The sequence below is a fragment of the Ornithinimicrobium carbonis genome, assembly GCF_977012275.1.
This window is the reverse complement of record NZ_OZ348993.1, coordinates 1535700-1555230: the sequence shown is the minus strand read 5'-3', so window position 1 is coordinate 1555230 and position 19531 is coordinate 1535700. Positions and strand designations below refer to the sequence as shown.

General features: G+C 73.6%; 21 protein-coding genes, 2 tRNA genes and 1 other RNA gene. 9 read left to right on the top strand and 15 right to left on the bottom strand.

The features are described from left to right. Positions 1-31: 31 nt before the first annotated feature. Both ACWHYA_RS06970 and ACWHYA_RS06965 read left to right on the top strand, forming a co-directional pair. On the top strand, positions 32-1804 hold the full coding sequence (locus tag ACWHYA_RS06970) for an ABC transporter ATP-binding protein (RefSeq protein WP_425941978.1): 1773 nt from the start codon (positions 32-34) through the stop codon (positions 1802-1804). Positions 1805-1970: 166 nt separating this feature from the next. Further along, the gene (locus tag ACWHYA_RS06965) at positions 1971-2507 is read left to right on the top strand and encodes a hypothetical protein (protein ID WP_425941980.1); all 537 of its coding nucleotides are present in this window, start codon (positions 1971-1973) and stop codon (positions 2505-2507) included. Here ACWHYA_RS06965 and purM read toward each other — a convergent pair. Together purM and purF are read right to left on the bottom strand one after the other, a co-directional pair. Continuing rightward, complete coding sequence (gene purM / locus ACWHYA_RS06960) at positions 2495-3601, bottom strand: phosphoribosylformylglycinamidine cyclo-ligase (RefSeq protein WP_425941982.1); 1107 nt, start codon at positions 3599-3601, stop codon at positions 2495-2497. The genes ACWHYA_RS06965 and purM overlap by 13 nt on opposite strands. Before the next feature lie 138 nt (positions 3602-3739). Further along, complete coding sequence (purF, locus tag ACWHYA_RS06955) at positions 3740-5317, bottom strand: amidophosphoribosyltransferase (protein ID WP_425941984.1); 1578 nt, start codon at positions 5315-5317, stop codon at positions 3740-3742. Positions 5318-5389: 72 nt separating this feature from the next. Here purF and ACWHYA_RS06950 point away from each other — a divergent pair, with 72 nt between their 5' ends. Then, on the top strand, positions 5390-6049 hold the full coding sequence (locus tag ACWHYA_RS06950; RefSeq protein WP_425941986.1) for a DsbA family oxidoreductase: 660 nt from the start codon (positions 5390-5392) through the stop codon (positions 6047-6049). Between the two features lie 25 nt (positions 6050-6074). Here the strand turns inward: ACWHYA_RS06950 and ACWHYA_RS06945 are convergent, their stop codons facing one another. After that, positions 6075-6353 carry a hypothetical protein gene (locus ACWHYA_RS06945; RefSeq protein WP_425941988.1) on the bottom strand — a complete coding sequence of 93 codons (279 nt, stop codon included), beginning with the start codon at positions 6351-6353 and terminating at the stop codon, positions 6075-6077. Between the two features lie 123 nt (positions 6354-6476). Between ACWHYA_RS06945 and ACWHYA_RS06940 the strand changes: the two genes are divergently transcribed. Then, positions 6477-7409, top strand: a complete 933-nt coding sequence (locus ACWHYA_RS06940; RefSeq protein ID WP_425941990.1) for a helix-turn-helix domain-containing protein — start codon at positions 6477-6479, stop codon at positions 7407-7409. Here ACWHYA_RS06940 and ACWHYA_RS06935 read toward each other — a convergent pair. The 3 genes from ACWHYA_RS06935 to ACWHYA_RS06925 all read right to left on the bottom strand — a co-directional run bounded on the left by ACWHYA_RS06935 (position 7348) and on the right by ACWHYA_RS06925 (position 9565). Beyond that, a complete protein-coding gene (locus tag ACWHYA_RS06935) occupies positions 7348-7779 on the bottom strand; it encodes a hypothetical protein (protein WP_425941992.1) in 432 nt (143 codons plus the stop codon). The two genes, ACWHYA_RS06940 and ACWHYA_RS06935, sit on opposite strands and share 62 nt — an antisense overlap. A gap of 142 nt (positions 7780-7921) precedes the next feature. Beyond that, positions 7922-8323, bottom strand: coding sequence for a sterol carrier family protein (locus ACWHYA_RS06930; RefSeq protein ID WP_425941994.1), 402 nt, complete (start codon positions 8321-8323; stop codon positions 7922-7924). A gap of 3 nt (positions 8324-8326) precedes the next feature. Further along, positions 8327-9565 (bottom strand): arginine deiminase, encoded by a 1239-nt coding sequence (locus ACWHYA_RS06925; RefSeq protein ID WP_425941996.1) that lies wholly within the window; start codon positions 9563-9565, stop codon positions 8327-8329. Between the two features lie 250 nt (positions 9566-9815). Between ACWHYA_RS06925 and ACWHYA_RS06920 the strand changes: the two genes are divergently transcribed. Continuing rightward, entirely contained in the window at positions 9816-10865 is a 1050-nt protein-coding gene (locus ACWHYA_RS06920; RefSeq protein ID WP_425941998.1) for a zinc-dependent alcohol dehydrogenase family protein, read from the top strand. A gap of 255 nt (positions 10866-11120) precedes the next feature. Here ACWHYA_RS06920 and ffs read toward each other — a convergent pair. The 5 genes from ffs to ACWHYA_RS06895 form a co-directional block, all read right to left on the bottom strand. Beyond that, positions 11121-11215, bottom strand: an RNA gene (ffs, locus tag ACWHYA_RS06915) — signal recognition particle sRNA small type. A 151-nt stretch (positions 11216-11366) separates the two neighbouring features. Next, a complete protein-coding gene (locus ACWHYA_RS06910) occupies positions 11367-12080 on the bottom strand; it encodes a hypothetical protein (protein WP_425942000.1) in 714 nt (237 codons plus the stop codon). 8 nt (positions 12081-12088) lie between these two features. Then, complete coding sequence (locus ACWHYA_RS06905) at positions 12089-13522, bottom strand: selenium-binding protein SBP56-related protein (protein ID WP_425942002.1); 1434 nt, start codon at positions 13520-13522, stop codon at positions 12089-12091. A gap of 123 nt (positions 13523-13645) precedes the next feature. After that, positions 13646-13735, bottom strand: a tRNA-Ser gene (locus tag ACWHYA_RS06900). 45 nt (positions 13736-13780) lie between these two features. Continuing rightward, positions 13781-15364: a helicase HerA-like domain-containing protein gene (locus ACWHYA_RS06895; RefSeq protein WP_425942004.1), complete on the bottom strand. Its 1584-nt coding sequence runs from the start codon at positions 15362-15364 to the stop codon at positions 13781-13783. Between the two features lie 56 nt (positions 15365-15420). Here ACWHYA_RS06895 and ACWHYA_RS06890 point away from each other — a divergent pair, with 56 nt between their 5' ends. From ACWHYA_RS06890 to ACWHYA_RS06875, 4 genes are all read left to right on the top strand, one after another. Then, on the top strand, positions 15421-15732 hold the full coding sequence (locus ACWHYA_RS06890) for a type II toxin-antitoxin system VapB family antitoxin (RefSeq protein WP_425942006.1): 312 nt from the start codon (positions 15421-15423) through the stop codon (positions 15730-15732). After that, positions 15698-16372: a LytR C-terminal domain-containing protein gene (locus ACWHYA_RS06885; RefSeq protein ID WP_448095588.1), complete on the top strand. Its 675-nt coding sequence runs from the start codon at positions 15698-15700 to the stop codon at positions 16370-16372. The genes ACWHYA_RS06890 and ACWHYA_RS06885 overlap by 35 nt, the downstream gene beginning before the upstream one ends. A gap of 2 nt (positions 16373-16374) precedes the next feature. Next, positions 16375-16848 (top strand): SRPBCC family protein, encoded by a 474-nt coding sequence (locus tag ACWHYA_RS06880; RefSeq protein WP_425942010.1) that lies wholly within the window; start codon positions 16375-16377, stop codon positions 16846-16848. A 131-nt stretch (positions 16849-16979) separates the two neighbouring features. Then, the gene (locus ACWHYA_RS06875) at positions 16980-17432 is read left to right on the top strand and encodes a DUF4190 domain-containing protein (RefSeq protein ID WP_425942012.1); all 453 of its coding nucleotides are present in this window, start codon (positions 16980-16982) and stop codon (positions 17430-17432) included. Positions 17433-17441: 9 nt separating this feature from the next. On the opposite strand, the gene ACWHYA_RS06870 is transcribed toward ACWHYA_RS06875, so the two are convergent. The 4 genes from ACWHYA_RS06870 to ACWHYA_RS06855 all read right to left on the bottom strand — a co-directional run bounded on the left by ACWHYA_RS06870 (position 17442) and on the right by ACWHYA_RS06855 (position 19430). Beyond that, positions 17442-18227 (bottom strand): hypothetical protein, encoded by a 786-nt coding sequence (locus tag ACWHYA_RS06870; RefSeq protein ID WP_425942014.1) that lies wholly within the window; start codon positions 18225-18227, stop codon positions 17442-17444. Further along, positions 18224-18580 (bottom strand): PadR family transcriptional regulator, encoded by a 357-nt coding sequence (locus tag ACWHYA_RS06865; protein WP_425942016.1) that lies wholly within the window; start codon positions 18578-18580, stop codon positions 18224-18226. The genes ACWHYA_RS06870 and ACWHYA_RS06865 overlap by 4 nt, the downstream gene beginning before the upstream one ends. Positions 18581-18765: 185 nt before the next feature. Beyond that, positions 18766-18852 (bottom strand) — tRNA-Ser (locus ACWHYA_RS06860). 38 nt (positions 18853-18890) lie between these two features. Next, entirely contained in the window at positions 18891-19430 is a 540-nt protein-coding gene (locus ACWHYA_RS06855) for a nucleoside deaminase (protein ID WP_425942509.1), read from the bottom strand. Between the last annotated feature and the right edge of the window lie 101 nt (positions 19431-19531).

Below are 19531 nucleotides of genomic sequence, written 5' to 3'. Positions count from 1 at the left end.
GCGCACCCGCCCCGGGCCCCGTGGTGGTGAGGTGACCCACCCGCTCGCCCAGCTCTGGACCAGGTACCGCCAGTACCGCGCACGCGTGGTGCTGGCGTTCCTGCTGTCCACGGTCCGCAAGGTCATGGACGTCGTGCCCGAGCTGCTCATCGGCGCGGCCATCGACGTCGTCGTCCGCGGCAGCGACTCCTTCGTCGCCGACGTGCTGGGTGTGGCCGACCGGCGCGACCAGCTCCTCTGGCTCGCGGTCATCAACGCAGTCGTGTGGGTCCTGGAGTCGATCTTCGACTACCTCTCCGCGCTGACCTGGCGCAACCTGGCCCAGCAGGTCGAGCACGACCTGCGCCTGGAGGTCTACGGGCACGTCCAGGGCCTGGACATGGCCTGGCACGAGTCCCGGCCGACCGGCGGCACGCTCGCGGTCGTCAACGACGACGTCAACCAGCTCGAGCGCTTCCTCGACGCGGGTGTCGACAAGCTGTGGACGCTGGCCCTCAACATCCTCCTGGTCGGTGCCGTCTTCGCGGTCAGCAGCTGGACGCTGACGCTGCTGGCCTTCCTGCCCATCCCGGTGATCGTGGCGGGCTCGCTGTGGTTCCAGCGCCACCTCGTCCCCCGGTACGCCGTGGTCCGCGCCGCCGTCTCCAGGATCAGCGGCCTGGTCTCGGCCAACCTCGGCGGGATGGCCACCATCAAGTCGTTCACCGCCGAGGACCGCGAGCTGGCGCGCGTGCGGGAGGTCTCCGAGGCGTACCGGCTCGCCAACGCCGACGCGATCCGGGCCTCGGCGGCCTTCGTGCCGCTCATCCGGATGGCCATCCTCGCCGGGTTCACCACCACCCTGCTCATGGGCGGGTGGATGGCGCTGGACGGCACCCTGGAGGTCGGTCTGTACTCCGTCCTCGTCTTCATGACCCAGCGCCTCCTGTGGCCGCTGACCTCCGTCGGCGAGGTGCTCGACCTCTACCAGCGCGCGATGGCCTCGGTCCGGCGGATCCTGGCCCTGCTCGACGAGGAGCCGGTCACCGTCCAGGGCGGACGCACGCTCCCCCAGGTGCGCGGCCACCTGGAGCTGGTCGAGGTCCGGGCCGGCTACGCCGACGGCCCCGACGTGCTCCACGGGGTGTCGATGGACGTCCCGGCCGGGCAGGTCCACGCGGTCGTGGGGGCCACGGGAGCGGGCAAGTCCACGCTCCTGCGGCTGCTGCTGCGCTTCGCCGACCCCCGGGCCGGTCAGGTGCTGCTCGACGGCACCGACCTGCGGGAGCTGACCTGGGACTCGCTGCGCGGCCGCATCGGCTACGTGGCCCAGGACGTCTTCCTCTTCGAGGGCACGATCGCTGAGAACATCGCCTACGGCCGCCCCGACGCCACCCGTGAGGAGGTGCGGCGGGCCGCCGAGCAGGCCGCGGCGCACGAGTTCGTCAGCCGGACCGCCCATGGCTACGACACCCTCGTCGGCGAGCGCGGGGTCACCCTCTCCGGCGGCCAGCGCCAGCGCCTGGCGCTGGCCCGGGCCATCCTGCGCGACCCCGCCGTGCTGGTCCTCGACGAGGCCACCTCGGCCGTCGACAACGAGACCGAGGCGGCGATCCAGCGCTCGCTGGCCGAGGTGAGCCAGGGCCGGACCACGATCATGGTGGCCCACCGGCTCTCGACCGTGCGGCACGCCGACCGCATCTGGGTCCTGGAGGCCGGCCGGGTCGTGGAGGCGGGCACCCACGACGAGCTGGTCGCGCGGCCCGGCCCCTACGCCGACCTGTGGGCCGTGCAGACCGGTGTGCTCACGGACGGGGTCGCCTGACCGACCCCGCCCCGGCCACCAGATCGCCCCGACCACCCGGTCGCCCCAAGCACGCGGCCACCCGGTCGCCCCGACCACCCAGCCACCCGGTCCGGAGACGGCTCGTCGGCACCTCGCGGCACGGCATACCCTGGGTCGGCGACGTACGACGGGGAGGACCGCACGCATGGCGACGAGGGCACGGCACGAGGCACGGTGGACGGCCGAGGACGCGGTCGTCAAGGGGCGGGTGGCCCGCAACCGGTTCTGGGTGATCCTCGTGCTGTTCGGCCTCATCGCCGTGATCTCGACGTGGGCCTTCACCCGGCAGCTGAACTTCCAGGACCTGCAGGTGCAGCTGCAGATCTGTCAGGAGCCGCTGGCCGAGGACGCCACGAGCGCCGACGTCGAGGCGGCCGGGTGCACCCCGACCGACGTCACCGAGGAGCGGGTGCGCCTGTGGCACCAGTCCAGTCCGCGCGACCCGGTCTCCGCCGAGGGGCCGACCTGGCAGTTCGAGGACGTGCCGATCGACACGGTGGCCAACGCCGTGCAGGTGGACCTGCCCGAGCCCGCCCGCAGCGTGGTGCTCTTCGACCACGACGAGGGCACCGTGCGCACCGCCCTGACCTCCGACGCCGCCGACACCCGGTGGACCGGGACGGTCGGCACCCGGGGACCGACGAGCTACTGGCTGCTGGTGACCCCCTCTCAGGCGGGGTAGTCCCCCAGCATCATCACCGCGCCCCCGTCGACGCCCTTGGCACCCTGCACGACCGGCGCCCCGTAGGTCGACACGGTGCTGGGATCGCCGACCGCCCCCACCACCCAGGGCTCCGTGCCGTGCGCCCGCAGGATCTCCTGGGCGCGCGCGACACCCTCCGGCGCGACGACGGCGACGAAGCCGACGCCCATGTTGAGCGTCTGCTCCAGGTCCGCCAGCGGGACCCGGCCCAGCTCCTGCACCAGCCCGAAGATCGGTGGCGGGCTCCAGCACCGCTCGACGGTGGCCAGGGTGTCCCTGGGCAGCACCCGGGCCAGGTTGGCCGCCAGCCCGCCGCCGGTGACGTGCGAGAGGGCGTGCAGCCCCACGTCGGCGCGGACCACCTCGAGCAGCGCCCGGGTGTAGATCCGCGTGGGCTCCAGGGCCTCCTCGCCGATGGTGCGACCGAGCTCGTCGACGTGCCGGTCCCAGTCCCACCCGGCGGCCGCGACGACGCGGCGGACGAGGGAGTAGCCGTTGGAGTGCAGCCCCGAGGACGGCAGCGCCAGGACGACGTCGCCGCGCTGCACCCGGTGCGGCCCCAGGACGTCGTCGTGCTCCACCACCCCGGTGGCGGCGCCGGCCACGTCGTACTCGTCCGGGTCGAGCAGCCCGGGGTGCTCGGCGGTCTCCCCGCCGACGAGGGCCACCCCGGCCAGCTCGCAGCCGCGGGCGATGCCCGAAACGATCGCGGCGATCCGCTTGGGCACGACCTTCCCGCAGGCGATGTAGTCGGTCATGAACAGCGGCTCGGCCCCGGAGACGACGATGTCGTCGACGACCATGCCCACGAGGTCCTGGCCGATCGTGTCGTGCACGTCCATCGCCTGGGCGACCGCGACCTTGGTGCCGACCCCGTCGGTGGAGGTGGCCAGCACCGGGCGTCGCATCCCCTTCAGCGCCGAGGCGTCGAACATCCCGGCGAAGCCGCCGAGCCCGCCGAGCACCTCGGGCCGCTGGGCCCGGCGCACGGAGTCCTTCATCAGCTCCACCGCCCGGTCCCCGGCGTGCACGTCGACGCCCGCGCTGGCGTAGGTGATCGGCTGGTCGGTCATCGCGGTCCTCCGGACGGGTCGGTATGGCGCAGCTCGGGTCGGCGGGCGGGTGGACGGGTGGGTGGACGGGTGGGTCGACGGGCGGTGGGCTGGTGCGGGTGGGCCGGTGGGGGCGGTTGGGCGTGCGTGGGCAGCCGGTCAGGGACGTCGCACCGCGTCCGAGCCGCCCAGTGCCGCGCCCAGGCTGACGCCCTCGACGTCGAGGGTGCCCACGTCGGTGGGGTCGACCCCCTCGTGGACGGGGAACTGCAGCTCCAGGACGTCCTTGCCCAGCTGGTCCTCGTGCGGCAGCTCGATCGGGTAGGTGCCGCTGAAGCAGGCGGTGCACAGGGTCGAGGGCTGCTGCTGGGTCGCCTCCACCATGCTGTCCTCGCTGATGTAGCCGAGCGAGTCGGCCCCGATCGTGGCCCGGATCGACTCGGTGTCCAGGCCGGTGGCGATGAGCTCGGCGCGGGTGGCGAAGTCGATCCCGTAGAAGCAGGGCCAGCGCACCGGCGGGGAGGAGATGCGCACGTGCACCTCGGCGGCGCCGGCCTCGCGCAGCATCCGCACCAGGGCCCGCTGGGTGTTGCCGCGCACGATCGAGTCGTCGACGACCACGAGCCGCTTGCCCTTGATCACGTCGCGCAGGGGGTTGAGCTTGAGCCGGATGCCCAGCTGGCGGATCGTCTGGCTGGGGGCGATGAAGGTGCGCCCGACGTAGGCGTTCTTGACCAGGCCGTGGCCGAACGGGATGCCCGAGGCCTCGGCGTAGCCGATCGCGGCGGGGGTGCCGGACTCCGGCGTCGGCATGACCAGGTCGGCCTCGACGGGGTGCTCCCCCGCGAGCCGGCGACCCATCTCCACCCGCGCGTCGTAGACCTCCCGGCCCGCGATCGTGGTGTCCGGCCGGGCCAGGTAGACCCACTCGAAGACGCACCGCTTGGGCGCGGCCTCGGCGAACCGCTGCGAGCGCAGGCCGTGCTCGTCCACGGCGATCAGCTCGCCGGGCTCGACCTCCCGCACGACCGAGGCGCCGACGATGTCCAGCGCCGCGGTCTCGGAGGCCACCACCCAGCCGCGCTCGAGGCGACCCAGGACCAGCGGGCGGACCCCCTGGGGGTCGCGCGCGGCATACAGGGTGCCCTCGTCGCAGAAGACAAGGCTGAACGCGCCCCGCAGCAGCGGGAGCACCCGCATCGCCGCCTCCTCCAGGGGAAGGTCCTCGTCGGCGGTGAGCAGGCCGGTGACGATGGCCGTGTCGGTGGTGTTGCCCCGGCCGACCTCGCCCCGGGAGCTGGACAGGTCCCCGCCGTGGGACTCGGCGAGCAGGTCGCGCAGCTCGGCGGTGTTGATGAGGTTGCCGTTGTGGGTCAGCGCCACGGTGCGGTCGGCGGTGCCGCCGAGGGTGGGCTGGGCGTTCTCCCAGGAGTTGCGCCCGGTGGTGGAGTAGCGGCAGTGGCCGACCGCCAGGTGGCCCTGCAGCGAGGCGAGCGCGGACTCGTCGAAGACCTGGCTGACCAGCCCGACGTCCTTGTAGACCACCAGCCGCTGACCGTCGCTCGTCGCGATGCCGGCCGCCTCCTGGCCGCGGTGCTGCAGCGCGTAGAGGCCGAAGTAGGTCAGCTTGGCGACCTCCTCGCCGGGGGCCCACACCCCGAACACCCCGCAGGCGTCCTGGGGCAGGCGCTCCCCGGGCAGCAGGTCGTGCGAGAGCCGTCCGTCAGCGCGTGCCACGGCCCGATCATCCCACAGGGGCCGGGCAGGGGTATGCCGTGCGCCGAGGGCCCCGACGCCTACCCTGGGCGGGTGCGCATCGACATCTGGTCCGACATCGTCTGCCCGTGGTGCTCCATCGGCCGGCGCCGCCTCGAGCGGGCCCTGGAGCTCGTGCGTGACGAGGGGACGGCGGGCGCCGAGGACGTGGAGGTGGTCTGGCGCTCCTTCCAGCTCGACCCCGACGCCCCGGTGCCGCCCGCCGAGACGACGGTGGAGGCGCTCGGGCGGCGCTACGCCGCCGGCCCCGCGCAGGTGGCGGCGATGGTCGGGCAGGTGCGGGACCTGGCCGCCCAGGAGGGGCTGACCCACCGACCCGAGGCCGCCCCGCACGTCAACACCCACGACGCGCACCGGCTCCTGCACCTGGCCCGCGAGGAGGGCGGGGCGCCGCTGCAGGCGGAGGCGGTCGCGGCGCTGATGACGGCCTACCACGCCGGGGCGCGCGACGTCAGCGACCACAGGGTGCTGCGGGAGGTGGCGGGCGAGGTCGGGCTCCCGGCCGACCGGGTGGACGAGGTGCTCGCCGGGCAGGAGTTCGCCGGGGCGGTGGCCGCCGACGTGGAGCAGGCCAGGGCCTACGGCGCGACCGGCGTGCCGTTCGTCGTCGTGGCGGACCGCTACGGCGTCGCGGGGGCCCAGCCGGTGGACGCCTTCGCCGACGCAATCAGGCGCGGCCTGGCCGAGGGGTGAGCAGCCGGGCGGCGACCGCGGGCGGTCAGTCCTGCCCGCGCAGGCTGGAGCGGTCGGCCACCAGGTAGGCCACCGCCGCGACCAGGCCCAGGAGGAGCGCACCCACCACGGCGAGCAGGACCACCTCCTGCCCCTGCGTCCGGCCGTAGGCGTCCGGGCCCAGCCAGCCGATCAGCCCGCCGAGGACCGCCCCGAGGACGGTGCCGGTGACGAGGAACCTGACCAGGTCCGGACGGCGCCGCACGGGCACGTGCTGGGGGCCGGGCTGGTCCACGGTCTCGATGTCGTCTCGCTGTCGTGCCACGCCTCCCAGTATCACCCCGGCGGCTGAGAGATCCCTCCGAGCGCCGGTCAGGAGTACGCTACGAGGTCTCGGGGTCCCGGCCGTCGCCCGCGGCCGGTGATCGCACCGTGCGAGGAGCTCCGTGTGGTCGCTGCACCCACCCCGGCCGACCTGGCGGTCCAGATCCTGGACGCGCCGGACGCGCCCGCGGCCGTCGAGGTGATGGCCGACTGGCTCGTGCAGGTCAGCGGCGCCGGCCTGGCCGCGCGGCTGCGGTTCGGTGTCGACGTGACGGACTGGGAGATCATGGCCCCGTCGTGGGCCCCGCTACCCCCTGCCGCGGAGTGGCCGGGGCCGGAGCGTTTCCGCCAGCACCCGTTCACCCGGTTCCACCGGGACACCGGCACCCTGCGCCCCACGCTCCTGCAGGACGCCGTGGCGGCGGGCTGGACCGGGGACGCCCGGACGCACGAGGAGTACGAGCGGCTGCACCTCTCCCCCCACCAGCTGACGATCCCCACCGTGCGCGACCCCCGGCCGCTGCGCCAGGGCGCCTGGCTGGGGTGGGTGCTCGTCTCCGAGGAGCCGCTGCCCTCCTGCGCGGTCGACCGGATCGTCGAGGCGGCCCCGACGATCGTCGGGGCGGACCACCACCTGGGGCTGCTGGCCCGGCTCGGCCCTGCGCCGGGCCCTGCACCGGGCCCGGCGGCTGCCCCGGCGGGCCCGGACCGCCCCGCGAGTCCGCCCGGCCCCGTCGCGGCAGCCGACGCGCCCCGGCTGACCGCCCGGGAGCGGATGGTCCTGGTGATGCTGGCCCAGGGGCGCACGGCCGCGGGGATCGCCGCCCGGCTGGCGATCTCCCCGCGGACCGTGCACAAGCACCAGGAGCACCTCTACCGCAAGCTCGGTGCGGTCGACCGGCTCTCGGCCGTCCTCACCGGCCAGCAGCTCGGGCTGCTGCCGGCACCGCCCCTCCTGGACCCGGTGCCGGACGCCTCCACCCGGGAGCGGGCGCTCAGTCCATCGGGGGCAGCGTGCAGCCTGCCGGTCCCAGGGCTCCCACCACCCCTCCGATGAGGCTGCCGAACTGGTCGTCGGTCAGGTAGCCGATCGGCGGTGGGTTCTTGCCCTTGGCTTTGGCCCCTCCGCCGATCGTCGCCCGGCTGTGGATCAGCGGCTCCCGCGGAAAGTCCCACGTCTGGACCCACTCCGCCACGGCCGCGTCCGCGAGCGGCCCGCACGTCTCCTGCTCGTCCGGGGCGACGAGGAACATCCGCACCATCCCGCTGACCGGCATCCAGGCCGAGCCGTTGGCGGCGAGGTTGTCGTAGGCCTGCTGCTGCCAGTCGTGCTTGTAGCACTCGTGGGCCGACGCGGCACCAGCCCCGAGCAGGGACAGTGCGGCTCCTGCCGCCAGGGCCCGGACGGCCCGCTGACGCATCCGCATGGTCTTCTCCTTCGGTGTCGTGCCCCCCGGCGGGGCACTTCCGGACCAGCGTGGCGGCCCGGGTGCGGCCCACGCCATACGCAGAGGTGCGTATGCCGTGCCGCAGCCCGTGCGCACGTCCCCCGGCGGGAAAGGGCCCGGCTCAGGCCAGCGGCAGGTGCTCCGCCAGGTCGGCCCGTCGGCCCGAGGCCCGGACGGCCCCCTCTGCGAGGGCGTCGTCCCAGGTCAGCCGGCCGGTGGCGAGCGCCAGCCAGGTGGCCGCGTCGGTCTCGACGACGTTCGTCGGCGTGCCGCGGGTGTGCCGCGGCCCCTCGATGCACTGCACGGCGGCGTAGGGCGGCACCCGCACCTCGACCGAGCGGCCGGGGGCACGCAGGGCCAGCTCCTCGGTGGTCCACCGCACCGCCGGGCCCAGCACGGCCCGCCCGAGGGCGGCGGAGGCGGCACGCCATACCTGCGGGTCGTCCTCGCCCTGGGTGGCCGCGCGCCAGGCCGCCAGGGCCTGCTCCCCCTCGGCGGGGTCGGTGCGCCGTCGTGCCGGCACCCCTCAGCCCAGGGGGTCGCGCTCGATCGGGCAGGACATGCAGCGGGGCCCGCCGCGGCCCCGGCCCAGCTCGGAGCCGGAGATGGTCAGCACCTCCACCCCCTGGGCGCGCAGGTGGTCGTTGGTCACCGTGTTGCGCTCGTACCCCACGACCACACCGGGCTCGAGGGCGAGCACGTTGCAGCCGTCGTCCCACTGCTCGCGGGCGGCGGCGCGGGGGTCCTGGTCGGCGGCGAGCACCCGCAGGGAGTCGATCCCCAGGGCCTCGGCGATGACGTCCATCATCCGCTCGGGCGCGTTGCGACGGATGACCACGTCCACCTCGCCGTCGCCGGACGGGTCGCCGGCGGTCATCGTCCACGACGGCAGGTCCGGCAGCCCGCTGTAGCGGGTGAAGGTGCCCTCGTCGATCATCGTCATGACGGTGTCGAGGTGCATGACCGCCCGGGCCTTGGGCATGTCGAGGGCGACGACGGTGGTGAAGTCGCCGGCCGCGAGCATCCGGCGGGCGAGGCGCTCGACCCCCATCGCGGTGGTGCGCTCGGAGAGCCCGACGAGGACCACGCCGTTGCCGAGCACCAGGACGTCGCCGCCCTCGGCGGTGGCCGGCCCGTCGTGCACGCCGTGGGCCCACCAGCGCATGCCGGCCCCGGCGAACATCGGGTGGTAGGTGTAGATCGCGTCGTAGTGCACCGTCTCGCGGCGACGGGCCTTCTTGTGCATCGAGTTCACGGCCACGCCGTCGTGCACCCAGGCGGAGGTGTCCCGGGTGAACAGGTGGTTGGGCAGCGGCGCGAGCACCGCGTCGTAGAGGTCGAGCTGCTCGATCATCAGCGACTGCGGCGCGGGCAGGACCTCGAGGATCTCGGCCTTGGTGATCCCCCCGATGAGGTGGCGGGTCAGCAGCGCGTCGTCCATCTGCTCGAACGCGGTACGCAGCTCCTCGGCGGCCATCGGCCCGACGTGCCGCTGGTCGAGCGAGGCGTCCAGGATGTAGCGCCGGGCCTCCGGCACCGCGACGGTCTCGCGCAGCAGCTGGTCGAAGTGGTGCACCGTGATGCCGCGCTCGGTCATCACGCGGGAGAAGTCGTCGTGCTCCTCCTGGGCCTTCTCGACCCACAGGATCTCGTCGAAGAGGTAGCGCTCCTTGTTCGCCGGGGTGAGCCGGTGCATCTCCAGGCCCGGGCGGTGGACGATGACCTGGCGCAGGCGCCCGACCTCGGAGCCGACGTGGAACGGCATGCCGTCGCTTCCTCTCTTCTGGGGAGGCTCCCGACGCGGGACGCCGAGGGCGCCCCATCCTCCCACGGACCGGGTATGCGGTGCAGGGGGCTGCGGGTGCGCGTCGGGGTGCGGGTGGAGGACGGCGCGGGGACGGTGGAGGGCCTCCTCGTGCAGACGGCGGGGCGGGTACGACGCGGGGACGGTGGGGGGCCTTCTCGGGCAGACGGCGGGGCGGCTCCCTCACGGCGGCGGTGGCAGGATGGGGGCCATGCGAGCCACGATCCTCCACGCGCCCGGCGACGTCCGTCTCGAGGAGGTGCCCGACCCGCAGCTGGTCCGCCCGACGGATGCGATCGTGCGGGTGAGCGCCAGCTGCGTGTGCGGCTCGGACCTGTGGCCCTACCGGGGGATCAACAAGGTGTCCAAGCCCCAGCGCATCGGCCACGAGTTCGTGGGCGTCGTCGAGGAGGTGGGGGCCGAGGTGAAGACCGTGCGGCCCGGGCAGTTCGTCATCGCGCCGTTCCGGTTCAGCTGCGGGGAGTGCGCGCACTGCCGGAACGGGGTGCAGACCTCGTGCGTGCTGGGCGGCGACGGCTGGGGCGGCCGGGACGGGGACGGCGAGTGGACCCCCGGGTGCCAGGGGGAGGTCATGCGGGTGCCCTACGCCGACGCGACCCTCGTCGCCACGCCCGAGGTGCCGGACGAGGCGATGCTGCCCTCGATGCTGGCGCTGTCCGACGTCATGGCCACCGGATGGCACTGCGCGGTCTCGGCCGGGGTGCAGGAGGGCGAGACCGTCGTGGTGGTCGGCGACGGGGCCGTCGGTCTGTCGGCCGTGCTGTCGGCGGCCCGGATGGGCGCGGGGCGGGTCGTGGCGATGTCGCGGCACGTGCCGCGCCAGGAGATCGCCCGGCGGTTCGGCGCCACCGACGTGGTCGCCGAGCGCGGCGCCGAGGGTGCGGAGAAGATCCTGGAGCTGACCGACGGCGTGGGGGCCGACCGGGTGCTGGAGTGCGTCGGGACCGGGGAGTCGATGACGCAGGCCTTCGACTCGGCGCGGCCGGGCGGGACCGTCGGCTTCGTCGGCGTCCCGCACGGAGTGGAGGTGCCGGTCGGGCGGATGTTCCGGCACAACGTCGCGCTGGCCGGCGGGGTGGCGCCGGTGCGGCACTACCTGGAGCAGCTGCGCGACGACGTGCTGGCCGGGGAGATCGACCCGGGTCTGGTGTTCGACCTGACGCTGCCGCTGGCCGAGGTCGCCGAGGCCTACCGCGCGATGGACGAGCGCCGGGCGATCAAGGTGATGCTCACGCCCTGACGGTGGGCGGCCACCGGCGGGGTGCCGTCCCGGTCCGGCGAGGAGCTCCGTCGGACGCCCTGCACCTGGCCGCCACCGGGCAGGCCGGCCGGTGTCGACAGCGGTCTCGCCCGGTCTGCGAAGGGCTCTCGACCGGTCTGCACAGGGGTCTCATCCGGTCTGCACAGGGGTCTCGTCCGGTTTGCACGGGCACCTGGATCGCGACCTGCGCAAACGCAGGCGGAGGTCGGGCAAAGCGGACGACACCCCGGAACGAGAAGAACCCCTCGCGCACCTGGAAGAGCTCACCTGCCCTTGCTGCATTCCTGCCCTGGGGGAGTTCAGTGAGGTACCACCGCACGAGGGGTCCGGGGACCAGTGTAGGCGACGGCCGCGGGCCGGCCAAAGAGCGGGCGACCCACAGCGGGAACCGGTTCTTGGAGCAGGGAGGAACCCGCTCCAGGAGCCGGATGCCGCTGTGGGTCGGTCGCAGCGCCTCAGGCCAGCCCCGGTTGCAGGGCCTCAGCCGAGCCACCACGCGAGGGCCACGCCGGCCCCGGCGACGAGAAAGGCGATGGCCCAGAGCTTGTCGAGGTTGATCCAGTGCGAGCGCAGCACCCGCAGGCCGAGCACCTGGTGGACGACCAGTGCGGTGGCGCCGGCGGCCAGGGCCATCCCGAGCGCGTGCACGACGGCGACGAGCACCGCCGCCCACAGGTCCCCGGCCAGCGCGCCGGCCACGGCGTCCTCGTGCCCGCTCGTCGTCGTGCTGAGCAGCACGGGCGCGAGCATGAGGCCAGCCCCGGTCGCGGTGGACATCAGGAACGACCACCAGGCCAGCTGCCAAGGCCGCAGCCGCATCCCCACCCAGCGGAAGTGGCGCGGCCGCAGCAGCTGCACCGCCCCGAACACGAGCAGCACGACGGCCACGACCCCCAGCGCCAGCCCGCGGGAGACCTGGCTGGCGAAGAGGGTCACGACCAGGGCGGTCGGGAGCACCGAGAGCTCGTGGCCCAGGACGATCCACGCGAGGGAGCGCAGCAGCGCCCGGCGGCTCTTCTCCTGCAGGCCGTAGGAGAGGGCGAACAACCAGCCCATCGCGGGATTGACGCCGTGGAACAGACCCAGGCCCAGCGCGGCGAGGAGCGCGGCCACGTCGACCGCCCCGCCCCCGCCGTGACCGGCGTGCGTCAGCAGCACCGAGGCGTCGGCGGGCGGCCCGGGCGAGGACGGCACCGGGCAGGTCAGCTGAAGCAGTAGGAGTCGCTCGACGCGTCGCCGCCCTCGAGGTGGGTCTGGTGCACGCGGTTGCCCCGGAAGTCGTCCCCGTGGGGGAAGAACCGCTCGTCCAGCGTCATCCGGCCGGTCTCGGGGTCGATGTCGGCCTTGGCCATCCAGGCCCCCACCCCGTCGGGGTAGAACTGGTCGTCCCAGGCGCCGTAGAGCGAGTTGGTCCAGTAGACCCGCCGGCCGTCCCGGCTGATCTCCACCATCTGCGGGGCGCCGGCCAGGGGCAGGTCCGGTGCGGCCGGGTGGCTGGCCCTCGTCATGATGCCGCCGAGGCGGATCTCGCCCACCTGCTTCGGGTGCAGCGGGTCGGTCACGTCGAGCTGGATCGTCTGTCCCGTCCCGAAGCAGGAGACGTAGAGGAAGCGGTCGTCGACGGAGAGGTCGATGTCGGTGATGAGCGGAGGCACCGCCTTGAACGGACGCAGCAGCTCCGGCAGACGGTCCACGTCCTCGTCGGCCACGGGCTCGGCCGGGATGTCGAACACCTTGGTGATGCTGAAGTCGCCGTCCCGGCCGTCGCGCTGCCAGCACCAGATGGAGCCGGAGAGGTCCTCCAGGCTCAGGACCACGCCGACGAAGCCGTACTGCTGGTCGGGGTCGTGGGCCGGCCGCAGCTCCAGGGCCATCTGGTACTGCGGGCCGAGCTCCAGGGTCTGCAGGTGGGTGCGGCGCACGAGGTCGAAGACGTGGACCTTGTTGCCGTACCGGCCGGCCAGCAGGTCCTCGGGCAGCACACCGTTCTCCACCTGGCGGGGGGTCCCCCACTCGCTGGTGATCATCCGGTCGTGGTTGAGGTGCCACCAGAAGTCGTAGGCGAGGTACTGCTCGCCCCGGTCCTTCTCCCAGGCCCCCTTGACCTCGAAGGTGTCGTGGTCCAGGAGCGCGATCCCGCCAGGCCCCTCATCCCCCTCCGCGGTGCCGAGGTTGGTGATGTAGATGCCCTCGGGCCCGCAGTGGGCCGTGTGCGGGCGGGAGTACCCGCTCCTGGCCTTGTACTCCTCGGGCTCGATGACCTTGGCGATCGTGGGGTTGCGCGGGTCGTCCTTGACGTCGACGAAGTGGATCCGCGAGGAGCGCAGCCCCATGAGCAGCAGGTACCGGCGCTCCACGTGCGGGTGCGCGCTGCCGGGGCACAGGGCCGAGGAGCAGGCGTTCCAACCGTGGTGGTGCAGCTCGTCCCCGACGTTCGGCATCTCGCACCAGCCGACGACCCGGCCGTAGTCCGGGGCCGCCGGGTCCACGCTGACCACCGCCAGGGCGTCCTTGCCCGGCTCCCCCTCCCCCCGCCAGAAGGTGGCCACGAAGGCGTGCTGCTCCGGGGGCGCCTCCCCCGCCAGCTCCGGGGAGGGGTAGAAGGTGGGGTCCGGTCGCCAGGTGGTGGTGCCCATCACGGTCCTATCAGTCGTTGCTATGAACGTGGGAAGCAACACTTATCGTGACACACCGCGCCCCGACACGCATCAGACCCCCGGGCCGGGGCGCCGGGGGTCTGATGGTGTCCTGCTGGACGGTGGCGGAGGATGCGGGATTTGAACCCGCGAGGGGTTTCATCCCCAACACGATTTCCAATCGTGCGCACTAGGCCACTATGCGAATCCTCCGCCGACGAGGATACCCGACAGCCGCCCGGGGGCCGAAATCGCAGGTCAGCGGCGCCGTCGACCGGTTCCGAAGATGGACCGGGTGATCTCCCGACCGATGACCGTGCCGGCCGAGCGCAGCATCGAGCGGAACGCCGTCGACTCGACCACCTGACCGATCATGCCCTTGTCCTCCTCGGCGGCCCGGCCCCGCCCGGAGCCGGTGCGACCGCTCCGCCCCGAGGTCCCGGCCCCGCTCTCCTCCTCCGCAGCCTCGTCGGCGGCGGCCTCGAGCCGGGCGGCGAGCAGCTCGTAGGCCGACTCCCGGTCGACCTGCTCGGCGTAGCGGGACATGATCGCCGACCCGGCCTCGACCTGCTGGACCACGGCCTGGTCCGACGGCCCGATCCGTCCCTGCGGGGCGCGCATCATCGTGTGCGCGACCGGGGTGGGTGCGCCCTTCTCCGACAGGACGGTCACCACCGCCTCGCCGGTCCCGAGCGCGGTCAGCAGCTCCTCCAGGTCGTACCCGCTCCTCGGGAACGTCGAGACCGTGGCCCTCAGCGCCTTGGCGTCGTTCGGCGTGTGCGCGCGCAGGGCGTGCTGCACCCGGTTGCCCAGCTGGGCCAGCACGCTGTCGGGCACGTCCTTGGGGGTCTGGGTGACGAAGAAGACGCCGACACCCTTGGAGCGGATGAGCCGCACCGCCTGCTCGACGGAGTCGAGGAAGGCGTCGGAGGCGTCGTCGAAGAGCAGGTGCGCCTCGTCGAAGAAGAAGACGAGCTTGGGCTTGTCCGGGTTGCCCACCTCGGGCAGGTCCTGGAAGAGGTCGGCCAGCAGCCACATGAGGAAGGTGGAGAAGAGCACCGGCTTGTCCTGCACGCCCGGCAGCTCCAGGCAGCTGATGATGCCCTTGTCGTCGTCGGTGGTGCGCATGAGGTCGGCGGTGTCGAACTCCGGCTCTCCGAAGAAGACGTCGCCGCCGGCCGCGGACAGCCCGACGAGCTCACGCAGGATGACGCCCGCGGTGGAGGTCGCCAGCCCGCCGAGCGACTTCAGGTCGCCCTTGCCCTCGTCGGAGAGCAGGTGCTGGATGACGGCGGTGAGGTCCTTGAGGTCCAGCAGCGCCAGCCCCTGCTGGTCGGCCCAGTGGAAGACCAGGCCGAGGCTGGACTCCTGCGTCTTGTTCAGCCGCAGCACCTTGGACAGCAGGGTGGGACCGAAGGAGGTCACCGTGGCGCGCACGGGGGTGCCGACCCCCTCCCCTCCGAGGTTCATCAGCTCCACGGGGTATGCCGTCCCGCTCCATTCCTGCGCGAGCGCGCCCATGCGCTCGTCGATGCGCCCACCGCCCTCGGCGGGCGACGCCATACCCGTCAGGTCTCCCTTGATGTCGGCCAGGAAGACCGGGACGCCGGCGTCCGAGAGCTGCTCCGCCAGCACCTGGAGGGTCACCGTCTTGCCCGTGCCGGTGGCGCCGGCCACCAGACCGTGGCGGTTCATCGAGCCCAGCGGCAGGCGGACGACCGCGTCAGGGACGACCTGCCCGTCGTCCACGGCCCCACCCAGGACGATGCTGGGCTCGCTGAAGGCGTAGCCCTCGCGGATGAGTTCGACCTGGCTGCTCTGCTCGTTGCTCTCCTCGCTCACGCCGCCGACTCTAGTGCGACGGGCGGACGGACCTGCCGCCGCCTACACTCGCGCCCATGATCTTCAAGGGTGTGGGCGACGGACGTCCCTACCCGCCGCACGGGCTGGACGAGGCCCGCGACTGGGCCCACCTGCCGCCGCGGATGCTGCGCCTCGACGACCTCGTCACCACCCGGGCCGAGCTGGACCTGCACGTGCTGCTGTCGCCAGACTCGACCTTCTACGGCGACATCTTCTGCCACGTGGTGAAGTGGCAGGACACGCTCTACCTCGAGGACGGGCTGCACCGGGCGCTGAGGGCCGCGCTCCAGGGGCGTCCGGTGGTGCACGGGCGTGTCCTGGACCTGGACGCCCGCGGCGGTCGCTAACCTCGCACAGCGGGTCCTGCGACCCGACCCCGACCACCGACCCGACCCCGACCACCGACCCGACCCCGACGACGGAAGGACCAGCCCCGTGGGCTACGTGCGCACCGCCGGCATGTCGACGGCCGCCCGCCGGGCACGCCGCCGGGCCGTCCTGGTGATCGTCGCCCTCCTGCTGGGCCTGCTGCTGGTGTTCGGCTTCGCGCTGGCCTACGTGCAGGGGTGGTTCGGTCTCAACGAGGGGGGCACGGACGACGCGGCGGTGACGACGGCGGTGCCCGCGCCTGCACCGAGCCTGGCCCCGGAGGACGTGCCCGTCAACGTGTACAACGCCAACGCCGGGTCCGGGGCGGCCGGACGGGCGGGCGAGGCCCTGCGCGCCCGCTCGTTCGACGTGCTGACCGTCGCCAACGACCCGGAGGGGGCCACGATCGACGGGGTGGCCGTCGTCCGGCACGGCCCCGAGGGCCTGGAGGAGGCGCAGGTCCTGCTGGACGCGCTGCCGGAGGGCGTCGAGCTCGTCGAGGACGGGCGGGAGGCGCTGTCGGTCGACCTCGTGCTGGGCTCCCAGTGGGAGGACCTGGCCGCGCCGGACGCCGACGAGGGCGCCGAGACCGACGCCGAGAGCACCGAGGAAGGCTGAGCATGGACCACCAGGTCACCCTCTCCCGACGGGTCTCGGCACCGCCCGCGGCCGTCTGGGAGGTCGTCACCGACCTCGACCGGGCGGCGGAGCGGCTCTCGCAGGTCACCGAGCTGCACGTCGTCTCCGACGGCCCGTACGCCGTCGGCACCCGCTGGCGCGAGACGCGGCGGATGATGGGCGCCTCCGAGACCCAGGAGATGGTCGTCGTGGACAACGACCCGCTCCGCCGGACGGTGACCGAGGCGGTCGACGGCAGCACGCGCTACCGCACGACGCTCCTGCTGGAGTCGCTGGACGAGTCGGCCGGCACGCTCCTGACCGTCGTCTTCGAGGCCCACGTGACCGACCCGAGCCGGCTGCAGCGGCTGGCGCTGAAGGTCGTCGGTCCGCTGGGGACCAAGCTCACCGAGAAGTCCCTGAGGACCGAGCTGGACGACATCGCCCGCGCGGCCGAGGAGCTCGCGCGCGGCTGAGGGTCGCCGCCGGCCCGTCCGCCCGGCGTCGGTCGCCGCATCTCGCGGTGGCCGCTGCCCCGTCGGTGCTCCGTCCACAGGTTCGTCGTCGGCCCTCCCGAGGAGGTGCTGCCAGGAGTACCGTCGCCTGCATGCGCGAGTTCAGGCCGACCCCGCCGACCGGGGGCAGCGAGCCGGAGGATCCCTGGGCCTACCGGCCCCAGCTGTCCCACGGGTCCGCGGCTCCCTCCTCCCCGACCGGCGGCCTGCCGGACGACCGGTCCGGCATGGAGACCGGCCCGGCCGCCGGGCCGGCGCCCTGGGGCGCACCCGCCGCCTACAACCACCCCCGCGGGACGACCGTCCTGGTGCTGGGCATCCTCAGCGTCGTCATGCTGCCCCTCCTCGGGCCGTTCGCCTGGGCCATGGGCCACAGCGCGCTCAAGGAGGTCGACCGCTCGGGCGTCCCGGCCGCCAACCGTTCGATGCTCGTCGGGGGCATGGTCACCGGCATCGTGGGCACCGTCTTCCTGGTGCTCGGGACCCTGGTCTTCCTGGCGTTCATGGGCCTGTTCATCACGTCGGTCTCCACCACCACGGGCTGAGCACTCCGCTCACAGCAGCAGGTCAACCACCCACGAGAGCATCAGCACGACGAGGGTGGCCGCCGGCAGGACGAGGGCCAGGCGCAGGCGGACGCGGCTGTCTCCGGTCGGTCGCTCCCCGGGGGCCAGGACCAGGTCGCCCTGGTCGTGGTCGAACCACCCGAGCACGCTGGCCACGGCCACGAGGAGCAGCCCGAGAGCCAGCACCGGCAGTGCGGGGACCTGGAACGCGGTGGCAGGGAGGAGCACCATCGCGACGCCCATCGCCATGACGGGGACCGCCATCAGGACCGCACCGACCCAGAGCCGGGAGACGAGGGCCCGCAGGACGACGCCCGGGGCCAGCAGGAGGACCCCCAGGGAGGTCAGCACGAACGCGCCACCGACGAGCGCGCCCACCGAGATGTCGGCCGGAACCTCCTCGAGCCACGCCGAGAACCCCCACCCGGACAGGACCATCCCGACCAGGCCGAGCACCGCCCACGTCGCCGTGGTCACCCCGACCGGACCGGGTGCGGCCCCCTCGCTGTCGGCCAGCTCCCGGGCGTAGGCCCGGGCGTCGCCGAACGCCTCCTGCGCCGTCTCACCGGACTCGGCCACGTGCGACTCGACGGTGACGAGGGCGTCGCCGATCCGGGCCCCGGGCACGTCCAGCAGACGCTGCTCGAGCGCGAACTCGTCCGCCCAGGCCCGGTCGACGCTGGGCGCGAGGTCCGCCGGGTCCCGGTCCGCCGGGTGCTGCGCCGACCGGTCGCGTCCTGCCCGGCCGTTCCTCTGCTTGCTCGTCCTGCTCATCGGTGCTCCCCCTGGGGGTCGAGCGCGCCGTCGGTCAGCGCGCGGGTGGTGGTGGTGAAGGCGGCCCAGTCGGCCGCCTGCCGGTGGGCGTGGGCGCGACCTGTGCCGGTGAGGGCGAAGTACTTGCGTCCCGGCCCGCCGTCGCCGGGTCGCCACTCGACCTCGACGTGGCCGGCCTGCTCGAGCCGGCCCAGGAGGGGATAGAGCGTCCCGCCCTTGACCTCGCCGAGACCGACCTCGGCCAGCCGCTGGGTGATGGCGTAGCCGTAGCTGGGGCCGTCGAGCAGGATCCGCAGCACGCAGACCCCCAGGACACCCCGCAGCCACTCGCTCGGCCACTGCTCTCGTTGCATGACTAGATCGTATATCTGACTAGTCAGACAGCGCAACTAGTGAGGTCCATTCTGGGCAACGCCCCGTCGCCTTCCCCGTCCAGCGGGGTCTGCACGGGCACCCCTGGGAGCCCCGCAGCGACCAGGACGCAGAAGACCCCCGAGCCGTTCAGCTCGGGGGTCTTCGGGTCCTGCTCGGACCAGCGCGGTGGCGGTGGGATTTGAACCCACGGAGGACTTGCGCCCTCACACGCTTTCGAGGCGTGCTCCTTAGGCCGCTCGGACACGCCACCGCCGGACAGGTTACCCGAACGGCCCCGGGGCCTGAAAATCAGTGCGCATCGGGATCGGGCGTCAGCGGACGCCCTCCCTCGGTCCCGCCATCCCCGCCGTCCCCGCCGTCCCCACTGGCCCCGTCGGCCCCGTCGGCCCGCGTCATCCCGCGACGCCCCGCGAAGAAGTCCAGCAGCAACCGGGCGCTCTCCTCGGCCATCACCCCACCGACGACCTCCGGCCGGTGCAGCGCCGCCCGGTCCCGCGGCAGGTCCCACACCGACCCGCACGCCCCGGCCTTCTCGTCCCACGCGCCGAACACGATCCGGTCGACCCTGGCCAGCACCGCCGCCCCTGCACACATCGCGCACGGCTCCAGGGTCACGACGAGCGTGCAGCCCTCCAGCCGCCACCGTCCCTGCGCCCTCCCCGCCTCCCGGAGGGCGACCACCTCGGCGTGCCCCGTGGGGTCGTGCTCGGCCTCGCGCACGTTGTGCCCCCGCCCGACCACCCGGCCGTCCTCGTCCACGACGACCGCGCCGATCGGCACGTCGCCCGACCCGGCCGCCGCCCCGGCCTCGTCGAGCGCGAGCCGCAGCCACTCCGCATACCTCGGGGGGAAGGCCGGGCCGGCGCCCGGTCCGACGCGCACGCCGGAGGCCCCGTCCGCCCTCCCGGGCCCTCCGCCCCCGACCGGGG

Bases quoted from the DNA above. Each gene is read 5' to 3' on its own strand.
- purM (WP_425941982.1), bottom strand. From the start codon at position 3,601: ATGACCGACCAGCCGATCACCTACGCCAGCGCGGGCGTCGACGTGCAC.
- ACWHYA_RS06965 (WP_425941980.1), top strand. From the start codon at position 1,971: ATGGCGACGAGGGCACGGCACGAGGCACGGTGGACGGCCGAGGACGCG.
- ACWHYA_RS06880 (WP_425942010.1), top strand. From the start codon at position 16,375: ATGGACCACCAGGTCACCCTCTCCCGACGGGTCTCGGCACCGCCCGCG.
- ACWHYA_RS06865 (WP_425942016.1), bottom strand. From the start codon at position 18,580: ATGCAACGAGAGCAGTGGCCGAGCGAGTGGCTGCGGGGTGTCCTGGGG.
- ACWHYA_RS06870 (WP_425942014.1), bottom strand. From the start codon at position 18,227: ATGAGCAGGACGAGCAAGCAGAGGAACGGCCGGGCAGGACGCGACCGG.
- ACWHYA_RS06905 (WP_425942002.1), bottom strand. From the start codon at position 13,522: ATGGGCACCACCACCTGGCGACCGGACCCCACCTTCTACCCCTCCCCG.
- ACWHYA_RS06890 (WP_425942006.1), top strand. From the start codon at position 15,421: ATGATCTTCAAGGGTGTGGGCGACGGACGTCCCTACCCGCCGCACGGG.
- ACWHYA_RS06925 (WP_425941996.1), bottom strand. From the start codon at position 9,565: ATGCCGTTCCACGTCGGCTCCGAGGTCGGGCGCCTGCGCCAGGTCATC.
- ACWHYA_RS06935 (WP_425941992.1), bottom strand. From the start codon at position 7,779: ATGCGGATGCGTCAGCGGGCCGTCCGGGCCCTGGCGGCAGGAGCCGCA.
- ACWHYA_RS06875 (WP_425942012.1), top strand. From the start codon at position 16,980: ATGCGCGAGTTCAGGCCGACCCCGCCGACCGGGGGCAGCGAGCCGGAG.
- ACWHYA_RS06920 (WP_425941998.1), top strand. From the start codon at position 9,816: ATGCGAGCCACGATCCTCCACGCGCCCGGCGACGTCCGTCTCGAGGAG.